The organism is Stappia sp. ICDLI1TA098, assembly GCF_054880955.1.
In genome coordinates this window covers 83952-96865 of the sequence record NZ_JBTZBT010000002.1, presented here as the reverse complement: position 1 = coordinate 96865, position 12914 = coordinate 83952, and the positions used below count along the sequence as shown (strand labels likewise).

Sequence of the window (12914 nt, the reverse complement as noted above, 5' to 3'; positions counted from 1 at the left end):
GAAAAGTCAAACGCGGCGGCTCGCCCCGCGCGCACTCTTTCGCATCTGTCGGCAGGTCCCCCGACGGGAACGGGGGCAGGGAACGGATCCGGGGCCGGGGCGTCGCCGCCCCGGCCTTAAGACCTCAGCCGGCGCGGAAATGCTTGGAGAGCTTCAGCGCCTGGCCCTGGTAGTTGGAGCCGATGCCTTCGCCATAGAGCGCGTCCGGGCGTTCCAGCATGGTTTCATAGACCAGTCGCCCGACGGTCTGGCCGTGTTCGACGATGAAGGGCACTTCGTGGGAGCGCACCTCGAGCACGGCCCGCGAGCCGCCTCCGCCGATGGCGGAATGGCCGAAGCCCGGATCGAAGAAACCGGCGTAGTGGACGCGGAATTCGCCCACGAGCGGATCGAAGGGCACCATCTCGGCGGCGAACAGCGGCGGCACATGCACCGCCTCGCGCGATACGAGAATATAGAACTCGTTTGGATCGAGGATCAGCTCCCCGGCGCCGCGATGGATGATCGGCTCCCAGAAGTCGAGCGGATCCTGCGCCGCCTTCGCGTCGACGTCGATGACACCGGTGTGGCGCTTGCCGCGATAGCCGATGAGGCTTCCAACACCGTCGCCCTTGAGGTCGATGGTCAGATGCACGCCGCCGGCGATGGTTGCCTCGTCGTCGGCATCGCCTTCGGCGGCCTCGGCCTGCGGACCGCCGGAGACGATGCCATGGGCGAGGTGCACGGCGCGCAGCTCTTCATCGCTCACCAGCGACTGGCCGACGCGGAAGCGGATCTGCGACAGGCGCGAGCCCTCGCGAATGAGCACGGGGAAGGTGCGCGGGCTGATTTCCGCGTAGAGCGGGCCGCGATAGCCCGCCGGCACCGTATCGAAGGCGCGACCGCCGTCGGTAATCACCCGTGTGAAGACATCGAGCCGGCCGGTAGAGCTCTTCGGGTTGGTGGTCGCTGAGACATCGCCCGGCAGGTCCAGCCCCTCGAGCAGCGGCACGATGTAGACGCAGCCCGTTTCCAGCACCGCGCCGCGCGACAGGTCGAAGGCATGAAGCTTCAGCCGGTCGAGCTTTTCGGCGACGGTGGCGTCCGCGCCGGGCAGGAAGCTGGCGCGAACCCGATAGGCCAGCGGCCCGAGCCGCAGGTCTAGGCTTGCCGGCTGGATCTGGTCCGTGTCAGGAGAGCGCGGAGCGGAAATCGCGCCGCGCTGGAACATGGCGCGGATCGCCTGCGCCGGAAGAATGCCATGTTCGGCCGCTGTCATGTTGCCCCCCAAATTGCCTTGTCCGCCGCTCTTAGCGCAGCCCGCAGTGTTTTGCCACGGGGTTTGTCGCAGGTTTGCCATGCGCCCCAGGCAGGCTGGTGGGTCGTCGACGGGGAGTGTTCGGCGGCGGCTTCCCTTGCGTCTGCCTTGCCTGCGGGCATTGACGCGGGTCGAAGCGTGGCTTATCAGGTTTCCGTTCCGTGGTGATTTGGGCCGGCCGGCTTGCAGCCACGTTAAAGAAGTCGCTAAACAGGCCGGGTTGCGAAAACCCCGGTCCGTCACGGCCGGGGTTTTGCATTTGGAGTTGAGGCATGAGCTCAAACGCGCGCAACTGGCATCCCGACACCGCCCTCGTTCATGGCGGCACCACCCGGTCTCCCTACGGCGAGACGTCCGAGGCGCTCTTCCTGACACAGGGCTTCGTCTATGGAACGGCCGAGGCGGCCGAGGCACGCTTCAACGGCGACGATCCGGGCTTCGTTTACTCGCGCTACGCCAATCCGACGGTCGCCATGTTCGAGGCACGCATCGCCGGTCTCGAAGGCGCGGAAGCCGCCATCGCCACGGCGAGCGGCATGGCGGCGGTCAATATCGCGCTGATGGCATGCTGTCGGGCCGGAGATCATGTGGTCGCCGCCAAGGCGCTGTTCGGCTCCTGCCGCTACATCGTCGAGACGCTGCTGCCGCGGTTCGGCGTGTCGACGACGCTGGTCGACGGCACCGACATCGAGGCCTGGCGCGCGGCGATCCGGCCTGAAACCACGGCCTGTTTCCTCGAGAGCCCGACCAATCCGACGCTGGAGGTCATCGATATCGCCGCGGTCGCCGAGCTGGCCCATGCGGTTGGGGCCAGGCTCGTCGTCGACAATGTCTTCGCGACGCCGATGTGGCAGTCCCCGCTCACTCTCGGAGCCGACGTGGTGGTCTATTCCGCGACCAAGCACATCGATGGCCAGGGCCGTTGTCTCGGCGGCGTCGTGCTCGGCCAGAAGGACTGGATCGCCGACGAGGTGATGCCCTTCGTCAAACACACCGGCCCCTCGCTCAGCCCGTTCAACGCATGGGTGCTGCTGAAGGGGCTCGAGACCCTTTCGCTGCGCGTCGAGCGCCAGACATCGACGGCGGCCCGCCTGGCCGACATGCTGGCGACGAGTGCAGGCGTGAAGCGCCTCATCTATCCGGGGCGTGACGATCACCCGCAGGCCGAGGTCGCGCGTCGGCAGATGCGTGCCGGCTCGACGATGATCGCAATCGACCTCGAGGGTGGAAAGGAGGCGGCATTCCGCTTCTCCAACGCGCTGCAGGTGATCAAGATGTCCAACAATCTGGGCGATGCGCGCAGCCTGATCACCCATCCGGCGACGACCACGCACCAGAGCGTGGCCGAGGAGGCGCGCGCCGAACTGGGCATCGGCGAGGGGCTGCTGCGCCTGTCGATCGGGCTGGAGCACCCCGACGATCTCGCCGCGGACCTCGAAACGGCCCTCAAGGCCGCGCGCGGCTGACACCCACGCCTCGCGGACGCAGCTTTCAGGGCGCGTCCGCGTCGCCAAGCAGGCCGGCCACCAGCACGACGCGGGAGACCGCCGAGATGACGCAGACCGCCGCGAAGCCCCAGGCGAGGATGGCGAAGCAGGACGGCAGCAGGCACATCGCCAGAAACACGGCGATTGTTTCCGCCCCTTCCGCAAGTCCTCCCAGATAGTAGAGCGACTTTCTTCCCTGTGCGTCGGTCGAGAGGCCGCGCTTCTCCGCCATGATCGCGAAGCCGAGAAAGCTCGCGCCGTTCATGTAGAAGGCCAGAAGCAGTGCGCCGGCGGCCAGCGCATTCGCCTGCGGCGCGTGGAGCGCGAAGGCGAAGGGTATCGCGCCGTAGAAGAAGAAATCGAGGACGATATCCAGATAGCCACCCCGGTCGCTCTTGTGGCTGGCGCGCGCCACGGCGCCGTCCAGTCCGTCGAGAAGCCGGTTGAGCGCGACGAGAACGGCGCCGGCGAGTGGCGCGCCGAGAGCGATGGCGAGTGCCGCGCCCATGCCGCAGGCAAAGCCGGCGAGGGTCACCTGGTCGGCGGCGATGCCCAGCCGTGCCAGTCGGCGTCCAGCCGCGTCGAGCGGCGGATCGATGAGGGGGCGCAGGCGGGCGTCGAACATGGTTCGGCTCTTCCGGAGCTTGGAGATTCCCACCGCCATCGGTGGTCGGGGGCACTGTCCTTGATGGCCGAGGGTTGAGCCGCGCGCAAGCGCGCCGCCCCCGAAGGAACCTCACGATACGGTGTGATTGGCAGGTTCATTCGGTTCGCGTTGCTCGGCGTACTGGATATGATGCAAAATTGCCCTAACATTCCCGGGGGTGGCCCTGCGTTCCCTGCTCGCGTGGTCTGATGAGCACCCCCCTAACTCTGATCCTGGAAGACACGATGTACAGGTCCGTCACGCGAAACATCCAGGTCACCGTGGAACCGGTTTTCCTCAGCGAGGATTCCGATCCCGACGGCGGTCAGTACCTGTGGGCCTACACGGTCGATATCGTCAATCTGGGCATGGAGACTGTCCGCCTGCGCGCTCGCCACTGGCGCATTTTCGACGCGGCGGGCCGGCTGGAGGAGGTGCGCGGCGCCGGTGTCGTCGGTGAGCAGCCGGTGCTCGGGCCGGGCGAGCGGTTCGAGTACACCTCCGGCTGCCCCTTGCGCGAACCTTCCGGTGTGATGAGTGGCAGCTACCGCATGGAAACCGCCGGCGGCGAGGGCTTCGATGTCTCCATTCCCGCCTTTTCCCTCGACGTGCCCGGCGAGCCGAGGAGCTTGAACTGACGCTGCGGAGGTTCTTTCGGATGCTTCGTGCCGGCAGATATTGAATGCACGTTCAAGGTTCGTCTGTTTCTGTTCTGGAATCGTTAAGCTTCGCAGGCTTCAATTACCGGAAGGTGATTTGATATTTGTGACGATGGGTGGTCTTTTTCCTGATCCATTCGTCAACTTTTTCTTGATATGGTCGCATTACGTATCATGTTGAAATCATGACCGCGATACGATCTCAGCAGGGGGAGTTCCGTTTTGGCGTCGAGGCAGGGGGTGCAGCAGGACGCGGTCCGCCTCGCAAGGATTGCGGGTGGCGAGGCGCTATGCGCTTTCGAGGCCGCCTTTCTGTCTGCGCGCTCCAGGATGATTTACTTTGATACCGAGTTGATCGTGCGGGCCGTCAACGATGCCTTTCTCGCCGATGACCGTGTCGCGCGGGAGGACATTGTCGGTCGCCATGTGTCCGATTTGCTCGGCCCCTCCGTCTTCGAAACCCGCTTGGGCCAGATCAAGGCTGCGCTGAACGGAGAGGAAACCTGCATCGTCGACTGGGGGCAAAGGGGGGCCTCGCGCGGGCGGTTGCTGCGTATTCATCATATCCCTGTGCGGGGCGAGGGGGGCGACGTGGTCGGCGTTCTCGTCCGGTTGGAAGACGCAACGCGGCTGCATGATCTCGAACGCCGCGTCTCCATGCTGGGCGAGGTCTTCAACCAGACGGCGGACGGCCTTGCCGTCATCGGCACCGATTATCGTTACGTCTGGGCCAATCATTCGTACACGCGACGCTGGAACCTCATGCCTGATCAGGTGGTGGGACGTGCTGTCGCCGAGATTGTCGGAACGCGCTCCTACATGGAGACGGTGCTCATTCCGCTGTCGCGCTGCTTTTGCGGCGAGAATGTTGCCTTCGAGGACGTCACCAGCACATTCGACGGCACGCCGGCCCGCTTCGCCATTCGCCTCGAACCCTTCCGCGACGAAAACGGAACCATCATCGGTGCGGTGGTCAACCGCCGCGACGTGTCGGATGTCGCCGCGATGATCGAGCGGATCGAGCGGCATGAGACCGAGGACGCGCTTACCGGGCTTCCCAACCGCAGCGCCTTCGAGGAAAATCTGTCGCGCCAGCTTGGCGCCGTCGCGACCTGTGCCTGTGACACGCAAGAGTGTCTTTCGGCGGTGATGGTTCTGAACCTCGACGATTTTCGCACGATCAACGACATGGCCGGTTACGCGGCGGGGGACGTGTTGCTGCGCCAGGTCGCTCGCCATCTGGCGGCGCTTGTCCCCGACGCCTATCTCGCCCGCCTCGGCGGTGACGATTACGCCATGCTGCTGTGTGGCGTCGACCAGCGAAGCGCTGTCGCTCTCGGCGAGAAGATCGTCGCGGCAATCGGCAACGCCGGCTTCGAGATGGGTACGGCGCGATATTCCGTTGGCGCGAGCATCGGCATCGTCCCCATCGATCAGGATGCGTATGAAGGTGCTGCGTCATCGGTTAGCGACGTGATGAAGCGTGCCGACCGGGCCTGTCGCGTCGCACGCGATGCCGGCGGGGCGCGGGTGTCGGTCTATCACCCTGAGGACAGCGACATTCTTGCCCGCAACGAGGAGGTGATGAACGTCCGCGTCATCCAGGAGGCGTTGCGCCAGGACCGTTTCGAACTGCATGTCATGCCCATTGCCCCGATCGGCAACGGCAGCGGCGATTATGACGAGATCCTGTTGCGCGTGCTCGACGAGGCCGGCACACCGATGCCGCCGGGCAACTTCATTGCCGCCGCCGAGCGCCATGGCCTGATGAGCCGCGTGGATCGGTGGGTTGTCGAGGCCGTTCTTGCCAGGTTGCCGGGCGTTGCCGCCGATGCCCGACTGTCGGTCAATCTTTCCGGCCAGTCGGTCGGCGATGCGCGGTTCCGGGATTTTCTCATCGAGGCCCTGGACGCGGCCGCTCCCCGCAAGGGACAGATTTCCTTTGAGATCACCGAAACATCGGCCATCCGGTCGATGGAGACCGCCCGCGACCTGATCGCGGCCCTGCGTGCGCGCGGCTGCGGGATCATTCTCGACGACTTTGGCTCGGGGCTTTCGTCTTTCGGCTATTTGCGCCGTTTCGATATCGACATGCTGAAGATCGACGGCAGCATCATTGGCGGACTGCGTGACGACACGGTCCAGCAGACCATCGTCGCGGGCATTGTCGCGGTTGCCGAAGCCATGTCGATCCGGGTCGTGGCCGAATATGTGGAGGATCTCGAGACGATGGCCCTGCTTGGACGTCTCGGTGTGAGCTTCGCGCAAGGCTATGCCATTGGCCGCCCGGCCCGCTGGACCGTGGAGGCGCCGGGACCGGCGTCCTGAGCGTTGCGTTGACCGGCTGAGTGCTTTCAGGCGACCGGATCGCCCGTACACCGCTGCCTCGGGCCGCGGTCACTCGAAGAAGGAGCGTGCCATGACGACAAGGACACGCCCGCCCACACGCGCGTCGACGCGCGGCGGAGGTGAGGCGAACGTCGCCATCTCCGACTGGCCCTTCACGGTCAGCCGCGATGAGGTGCACAGCGCCATCATCGAGATGAGCCGCGCCGGCGTCTTCGTTTGTGACCGCGACTACCGGATCTGGGATGTCGACGGCACGTTCCTGGAGGCGGAGGGCCGGCCCCGCGCCGATGTGGTCGGCCGGCACGTCGCCGAGATTCTTGGTGATACGGTGTTCGAGGCCCGGCGCGCCAACATCGACCGGGCATTTGCCGGCATCGCCTCGCGCCTGCGCTCGCCGGGTCTGCGGGACCGCACCCGCGGCATCACGCTGGAGGTCTTCTTCCAGCCGATCTTCGACGCGGACGGCATTGTCGCCTGCGTCGCCTCCACCGCCCGCGACGTCACCCTCTTCGAGCAGATCAACGAGCGCCTGTCGATGCACGAGGAGATCGTGCGGCAAACCTCGGACCGCATATCGGTGATCGGCACCGACTACGTCTACCGCTTCACCAACCACGCCAACGCCGCCTTCTACGGTATGGCCCCGGAAGATCTCATCGGCCGCGACGTACGGCAGATGATTGGCATCGAGTGCTTCGAGGCGCGGTCGCGACACTATTTCGAACGCTGTTTCGCCGGCGAGAGCGTTGAATACGAGTACGGGATCGCAGCGGATGCGGAGGACGCCAAGCGCTATGTGCGCATCAAGATGGATCCCTACCGCGACCGCAGCGGCCAGGTGACGGCGGCGGTTCTCGTCATGACCGACGTGACTGCGGCGACGCGGATGGCGCAGGAGCTGCGCCGTCAGGCACAGGAGGACGCACTCACGGGTCTTGCCAACCGCCACGCCCTTCAGGGCGCGCTCGAGGCAGCGCTCGCGCAAGCGCAGACCTCGCTGCTGCACGGTGCGTTGCTGACCATCGATATCGACGGCTTCAAGCTGGTCAACGACATCGCGGGCCACAGCGCCGGAGATGCGCTGCTATGCCAGATCGCCGACATGCTGCGCACCTTCGAGACCGACGGGGGCGTCTGCTGCGCGCGGATCGGCGGCGATGAGTTCGCCGTCCTTTGCCAGCGCACGACGGTCGACGCGGCGTCCGCCCTCGGCGACCGCATCGTCGCCAATGTCTTCGAGATGCCCTTCACCTGGAGGGGCACGCGGCATCGGATCGGGGCAAGTGTCGGCATTGCCATGATCGGACCGCAGTCGGAGGAGGAGGCGCTGCCGCGCACCACGCACCAGATCCTCAATCAGGCGGACCAGGCCTGCCTCTATGCCAAGGAAATGGGAGGCGGCAGGGCGGTGGTTTATCGCCCGCAGGCGGCCGAGATGGTGGCGCGGCGCGCCGACATCGGCAATCTTCAGCTTATCCGCCGCTCGCTGGAGACCGGGCATTTCCAGCTTTACACCATGGCCATCGCTCCCATCGACGGAACCAGTCTGCCGATGTGCGAGGCGCTGCTGCGCTTCGTCAACGAGGACGGGCGGGTGCTGCCGCCGTCGTCCCTGATTGCCACCGCCGAGCGCCACGGTCTGATGCAGGAGATAGACCGCTGGGTGGTGACAACGGCGCTGCGCCATGTCGGTGAGCTCGATGCCTCGATCCGGCTGACGATCAACCTCTCTGGCCTGTCGGTCGGTGATCCGGAGTTCAAGGATTTCCTTCTCGAGGCGCTCGAGCGCACGCCGGAGCTTTGCGAGCGGATTTCCTTCGAGATCACGGAGACGGCCGCGGTGCGCAGCATGGCAACCGCCCGCGCGCTGATCTTCGCGCTGCGCGAATGCGGCTGCGGTGTCATCCTCGACGATTTCGGCTCGGGCCTGTCGTCCTTCGCCTACCTGCGACAGTTTCCCATCGATTCCCTCAAGATCGACGGCGGCATCATCGGCGATGTCGCCCACGACGAGCTTCAGCGCACCATCGTCGCCGGCATCGTCGCGGTCGCGCGCCAGATCGGCGTCTCCGTCATCGCGGAATACGTGGAGGACGCGGAAACGCTCGCCGTCCTGCGCGATCTTGGGGTGACCCATGCGCAGGGCTACCATGTCGGCCGGCCGCAGCGCTGGATCGACGGCGCCGCGGTCTGACGGCGGCGGCCGTCAGGGTTTGCGGAAACGGGCCTGGGCGGAGCGCTCGATGGCGGCGACCGTGAGCTTGTCGAGGGCGAAGGCATCGCGCAGCAGGTGCAGCAGGCGCAATTCCTCGCGGGCCACCGTCAGGTCGGCGATCGCCACTTCCACCGCCAGCGCATAGGCCGTGTCGCGGTGGCTTTCCGGCACGCTGCGGGCGATGAGTGCGATCGTGTCGCTCATGCCCGTCTCGCCCTGAAGCAGCAGGCCGCACTCCTGCGCGACGGGCAGCAGGCGCTCCTGGTCGAAGTCGCGGAACACGGGAAGGGTGCGGGTGATCTTGCCGATCGACCGCAACTCGCGGTCGGTCATGCTGCTGTCGGAGGCCGACACCATCACCATCGCGTAGATCAGGGCTTCCTGGAGACTGACAGTTTCGCTCATGGACATTTCTCGCTCATTGTCGGACAGGCCCTTTCCTGAAAAGGGGATGCTGCGTTTCACCTAAGCGTCGGCGCGCGCGGGCGCAAGCCGACTTTCGAAGATCGCCCGCCATGGGGGCGCTATTGCTTTCGAGGGGATGTCGTGCGCCGGTTTTCGGTTCCGTTTGCCGCGCGCTTCCGCTAGTTAGTTGGCGCGCAGCCGCCCGTCTGGAGCTGGGCGCGCGCGATCCCGCCACCACGCAAATCAGCAACGGTTCCTTCATGACGTCAGTTTCGCTGCCCCCCCTCGACCTTACCCCGGCCCTCGTAGAGGCGGCGAAGGTCTCGAAAGCCTGGCCTTTCGAGGAGGCGCGCAAGCTGCTGAAACGCTTTGGCGGGCGCGATCCCGGCCGGCCGGTTCTGTTCGAGACCGGCTACGGCCCCTCCGGCCTCCCGCATATCGGCACCTTCGGCGAGGTCGCCCGCACCACGATGGTGCGCACCGCCTTTCGCGTGCTGACCGAGGACAAGATCCCCACGCGGCTGCTGTGCTTCTCCGATGACATGGACGGCATGCGCAAGATCCCCGAGAACGTGCCGGACCGGGCCGCGCTCGAGCCGTATCTGCACATGCCGCTGACCGCCGTGCCGAACCCGTTCGGTGGCGATCATGAGAGCTTTGGCGCCCATAACAACGCCATGCTGCGTCGGTTTCTGGACACCTTCGGCTTCGAGTACGAGTTCGCCAGCGCGACCGACTACTACCGGTCTGGCCGCTTCGACGAGATCCTGATCCGCGCCGCACACAGGTATCAGGCGATCATGGACGTGATGCTGCCGACCCTTGGGGCGGAGCGGCAGGCGACCTATTCACCGTTCCTGCCGATCTCGCCGAAGTCCGGCCGCGTGCTCTATGTGCCGATGAAGAACGTCGACCCGAAGGCCGGCACGATCACTTTCGACGACGAGGACGGAGCGGAGGTTACGCTCCCGATCACCGGCGGCAACGTCAAGCTCCAGTGGAAGCCTGACTTCGGCATGCGCTGGGCCGCCCTCGATGTCGATTTCGAGATGTTCGGCAAGGACCATCTGACCAACGCACCGATTTATGACCGGATTTGCGAGATCCTCGGGGGGCGTGCGCCCGAGCACTTCGTCTATGAGCTCTTCCTCGACGAGAACGGCGAGAAGATCTCCAAGTCCAAGGGCAATGGCCTGACCATCGACGAGTGGCTCACCTATGCTTCGCCGGAAAGCCTGGCGCTGTACATGTTCTCCAAGCCGAAGACGGCGAAGAAGCTCTATTTCGACATCATTCCGAAGACCGTCGACGAGTATTTCGCCTTTGCCGGCCGCTATGCCTCGCTGCCGGTCGAGCAGCAGCTCGCCAATCCGGTCTGGCACATCCATTCCGGTCGCCCGCCGGCCATCGACGTGCCGGTCTCCTTCGCCATGCTGCTCAATCTGGTGTCCGCCTCGAACGCGGAAACCAAGGACGTGCTTTGGGCCTTTATCTCGCGCCATGTGCCGGGGGTAACGCCGCAAAGCCACCCGAAGCTCGATGAGCTGGTCGGCTACGCGATCCGTTACTTCGACGATTTCGTCAAGCCGACCAAGGTGTTCCACAAGCCCGACGAGGTCGAGCTGGCGGCGTTGAAGGCGCTCGATGCAAAGCTCGCCGGCCTGCCGGCCGATGCGGACGGAGCGGCGATCCAGGATGTGGTTCTCGATGTCGGCCGCGCCATCGAGCGGTTCCAGGATCACAACAAGAAGAGCCCGGACGGCGGCCCCGGCGTCGCCGTGACCTGGTTCAACGCGCTCTACCGCCTGCTGCTCGGTCAGGAGCGGGGGCCGCGCTTCGGTTCCTTCGTGGCGCTCTACGGCATTCCCGAAACCCGCGCGCTGATTGCCGGTGCGATCTCGGGCGAGCTTGCCGGCAACGCCTGAAGCGGCGGGCACTGGCTCTGAAGACAAACAAAAAGGGCCCCGGCCATCTGGCCGGGGCCCTTTGTCGTTTTCGCGGGGAGAGGGCGGGTCGCCCTCCCGCCTCGTCAGGCGGCGCGGACCGTCTCGAGGAAGCGCGTCATCTGGGTGCGCAACGCGTTCGACTGCTGGGCCAGCTCGTTGGCCGAGGCGAGCACCTGAGCCGAGGCGGAGCTTGCCTCCTGGGCCGCCTGGGTGACGCCGGTGATGTTGTCGGTCACCTCCTGCGTGCCCTGTGCGGTCTGCTGAACATTGCGGGCCACTTCCGCCGTGGTGCCGCTCTGCTCGCTGATGGCGCCGAAGATCGAGTCGGAGATCGTGTTCATGTCGTCGATGGTCTTGCCGATCGAGGCGATGGCTTCTCCGGCGTCCGTCGTCGAGCCCTGCATGGATTTGATCTGGGTGGAGATCTCCGAGGTCGCCTTGGCGGTCTGCTCGGCCAGCCCCTTGACCTCCTGGGCGACAACCGCGAAGCCCTTGCCGGCCTCGCCGGCGCGTGCCGCCTCGATGGTCGCGTTCAGCGCCAGCAGGTTGGTCTTTTCGGCGATCTCGTCGATGAGGCTGATGATCGCGCCGATCTGGTCGGCGTTCTCACGCAGCTCCCGCATCTGGGCATTGGTGCGGTTGGCTTGATCGACGGCGCGCGTCGCCACCGTCTTGGACTGTTCGGCCTGCCGCCCGATCTCGCCGGCCGAGCTGGCGAGCTCCTCGATGGCCGAGGCGACGGTCTGCACGTTCATCGTTGCCTGTTCCGCGGCGCTTGCCACCGAAGCCGACTGGGAACTGGTTTCCTCGGCGGAGGAGGTCAGCGTATTCGCCGCTGCCTGCAGCTCCGTCGATGCGGAGGACACCACGTTGACGATCTCGCCCACCGCGTTCTCGAAATCGTCGGCGAGTTTGATCATCTCGGCCTTGCGCTGTTCGGCGGCAATGCGGTCGGCCTCGGTCTTTTCCTCGACCTCGCGGCGGGCCTCCTCGGCGAGCTTCACCTTGAAGTCCTCGACCGCGTCGGCGATCTCGCCGATCTCGTCCTTGCGTCCGCGTCCGGCCACTTCGATGTCGAACTTGCCGGCAGCCAGTTCCTGCACGCTGCCTGCGAGTTCGCGGATCGGCTTGACGATGCCGAAGCGGGCGATCAGAAAACCGATGACGATTCCGCCGACGATGCCGAGAACGGCCATCGTGTACATCAGCCCTTCGCTCTGCTTGTAGGTATGCGAGGCCTCTTCCCTGAGCGTGCCGACATTGTCCTCGAGCTTCTTGGCCAGATCCTGGAAGGCCCGGCGAAGCTTCTGGCTGGCGGCAAGCGTGTCGCCCAGCGAATTCTGGATCAGGAGTGTCTGCTCGGGCGTGCGGTTCTCGCCGATGGAGGAGATCATCTCGATGTCCTCGTCGACCTCTGCCTGAAAGTCCTTCCAGAGGACCTCGATCTGATTGAGTTCGGTCTCGATCGCCTCGGCGTTGTTGCTCCGGATACGGCCCATGCGGTCGGCGAAGACCTTACGTTCCTGCTGAATGGTCGCGGTCACTTCCGTGATCGTTCCCGGGCGCGGGTCGGTTCCCATCCGGAAGTCTTCGCGACCGATGGCGAGAAGGTTGGCGGCAAGAGAGGCGATCAGGCGAGAATTCGTGGCCTGGGCGTCCATCTTGTAGCTGGCCTTGTCCATGTCGCTCATGGCGGTTACCGCATTGTAGGTCAGTACCGCAGCAACGGCGCTCAGAAGGCCGATAACGAGAAGGATCTTCGACAAGATCTTGAGATTTGAGAGTCGCACCGTCTTGGTCCCCACTTCTAGGTGATGCGTATATGCTCGTCTTGGCCTGCTTGGGCCAAGAAATCTGGTCATCGAGAACACCGCTTGTCGCGATGCGGCCACAGGGAGGAGGGTGGTTCC

9 protein-coding genes and 1 riboswitch are annotated in these 12914 nt (G+C 65.2%); of the genes, 5 read left to right on the top strand and 4 right to left on the bottom strand.

The genetic code is table 11. From position 1 onward, the window contains the following. Positions 1–124: 124 nt before the first annotated feature. On the bottom strand, positions 125–1258 hold the full coding sequence (locus tag ACSLUQ_RS10785) for a 2'-deoxycytidine 5'-triphosphate deaminase (RefSeq protein ID WP_417772530.1): 1134 nt from the start codon (positions 1256–1258) through the stop codon (positions 125–127). A gap of 190 nt (positions 1259–1448) precedes the next feature. Next, positions 1449–1528: riboswitch (SAM riboswitch) on the top strand. A gap of 41 nt (positions 1529–1569) precedes the next feature. Between ACSLUQ_RS10785 and ACSLUQ_RS10780 the strand changes: the two genes are divergently transcribed. Further along, the gene (locus ACSLUQ_RS10780; protein ID WP_461808532.1) at positions 1570–2763 is read left to right on the top strand and encodes an O-succinylhomoserine sulfhydrylase; all 1194 of its coding nucleotides are present in this window, start codon (positions 1570–1572) and stop codon (positions 2761–2763) included. A 25-nt stretch (positions 2764–2788) separates the two neighbouring features. Here ACSLUQ_RS10780 and ACSLUQ_RS10775 read toward each other — a convergent pair whose 3' ends face one another. Next, positions 2789–3409: a CDP-alcohol phosphatidyltransferase family protein gene (locus ACSLUQ_RS10775; RefSeq protein WP_461808531.1), complete on the bottom strand. Its 621-nt coding sequence runs from the start codon at positions 3407–3409 to the stop codon at positions 2789–2791. 266 nt (positions 3410–3675) lie between these two features. Here ACSLUQ_RS10775 and apaG point away from each other — a divergent pair, with 266 nt between their 5' ends. From apaG to ACSLUQ_RS10760, 3 genes are all read left to right on the top strand, one after another. Beyond that, positions 3676–4068, top strand: coding sequence for a Co2+/Mg2+ efflux protein ApaG (gene apaG / locus ACSLUQ_RS10770; RefSeq protein ID WP_417772567.1), 393 nt, complete (start codon positions 3676–3678; stop codon positions 4066–4068). Between the two features lie 351 nt (positions 4069–4419). Next, a complete protein-coding gene (locus ACSLUQ_RS10765; RefSeq protein ID WP_461808530.1) occupies positions 4420–6417 on the top strand; it encodes an EAL domain-containing protein in 1998 nt (665 codons plus the stop codon). Between the two features lie 91 nt (positions 6418–6508). Then, positions 6509–8632 carry an EAL domain-containing protein gene (locus tag ACSLUQ_RS10760; protein WP_417772534.1) on the top strand — a complete coding sequence of 708 codons (2124 nt, stop codon included), beginning with the start codon at positions 6509–6511 and terminating at the stop codon, positions 8630–8632. Positions 8633–8644: 12 nt separating this feature from the next. Here ACSLUQ_RS10760 and ACSLUQ_RS10755 read toward each other — a convergent pair whose 3' ends face one another. Next, positions 8645–9058: a tellurite resistance TerB family protein gene (locus ACSLUQ_RS10755; RefSeq protein WP_461808529.1), complete on the bottom strand. Its 414-nt coding sequence runs from the start codon at positions 9056–9058 to the stop codon at positions 8645–8647. Between the two features lie 260 nt (positions 9059–9318). On the opposite strand from ACSLUQ_RS10755, the gene ACSLUQ_RS10750 reads away from it, so the two are divergent. Continuing rightward, positions 9319–10983 carry a lysine--tRNA ligase gene (locus tag ACSLUQ_RS10750; protein WP_417772536.1) on the top strand — a complete coding sequence of 555 codons (1665 nt, stop codon included), beginning with the start codon at positions 9319–9321 and terminating at the stop codon, positions 10981–10983. A 104-nt stretch (positions 10984–11087) separates the two neighbouring features. On the opposite strand, the gene ACSLUQ_RS10745 is transcribed toward ACSLUQ_RS10750, so the two are convergent. Beyond that, positions 11088–12794 carry a methyl-accepting chemotaxis protein gene (locus ACSLUQ_RS10745; protein WP_461808528.1) on the bottom strand — a complete coding sequence of 569 codons (1707 nt, stop codon included), beginning with the start codon at positions 12792–12794 and terminating at the stop codon, positions 11088–11090. Positions 12795–12914: the final 120 nt, after the last annotated feature.

Coding starts and splice junctions, on each gene's coding strand:
- ACSLUQ_RS10760 (WP_417772534.1), top strand. CDS start 6,509: ATGACGACAAGGACACGCCCGCCCACACGCGCGTCGACGCGCGGCGGA.
- ACSLUQ_RS10765 (WP_461808530.1), top strand. CDS start 4,420: ATGATTTACTTTGATACCGAGTTGATCGTGCGGGCCGTCAACGATGCC.
- ACSLUQ_RS10780 (WP_461808532.1), top strand. CDS start 1,570: ATGAGCTCAAACGCGCGCAACTGGCATCCCGACACCGCCCTCGTTCAT.
- apaG (WP_417772567.1), top strand. CDS start 3,676: ATGTACAGGTCCGTCACGCGAAACATCCAGGTCACCGTGGAACCGGTT.
- ACSLUQ_RS10755 (WP_461808529.1), bottom strand. CDS start 9,058: ATGAGCGAAACTGTCAGTCTCCAGGAAGCCCTGATCTACGCGATGGTG.
- ACSLUQ_RS10775 (WP_461808531.1), bottom strand. CDS start 3,409: ATGTTCGACGCCCGCCTGCGCCCCCTCATCGATCCGCCGCTCGACGCG.
- ACSLUQ_RS10750 (WP_417772536.1), top strand. CDS start 9,319: ATGACGTCAGTTTCGCTGCCCCCCCTCGACCTTACCCCGGCCCTCGTA.
- ACSLUQ_RS10785 (WP_417772530.1), bottom strand. CDS start 1,258: ATGACAGCGGCCGAACATGGCATTCTTCCGGCGCAGGCGATCCGCGCC.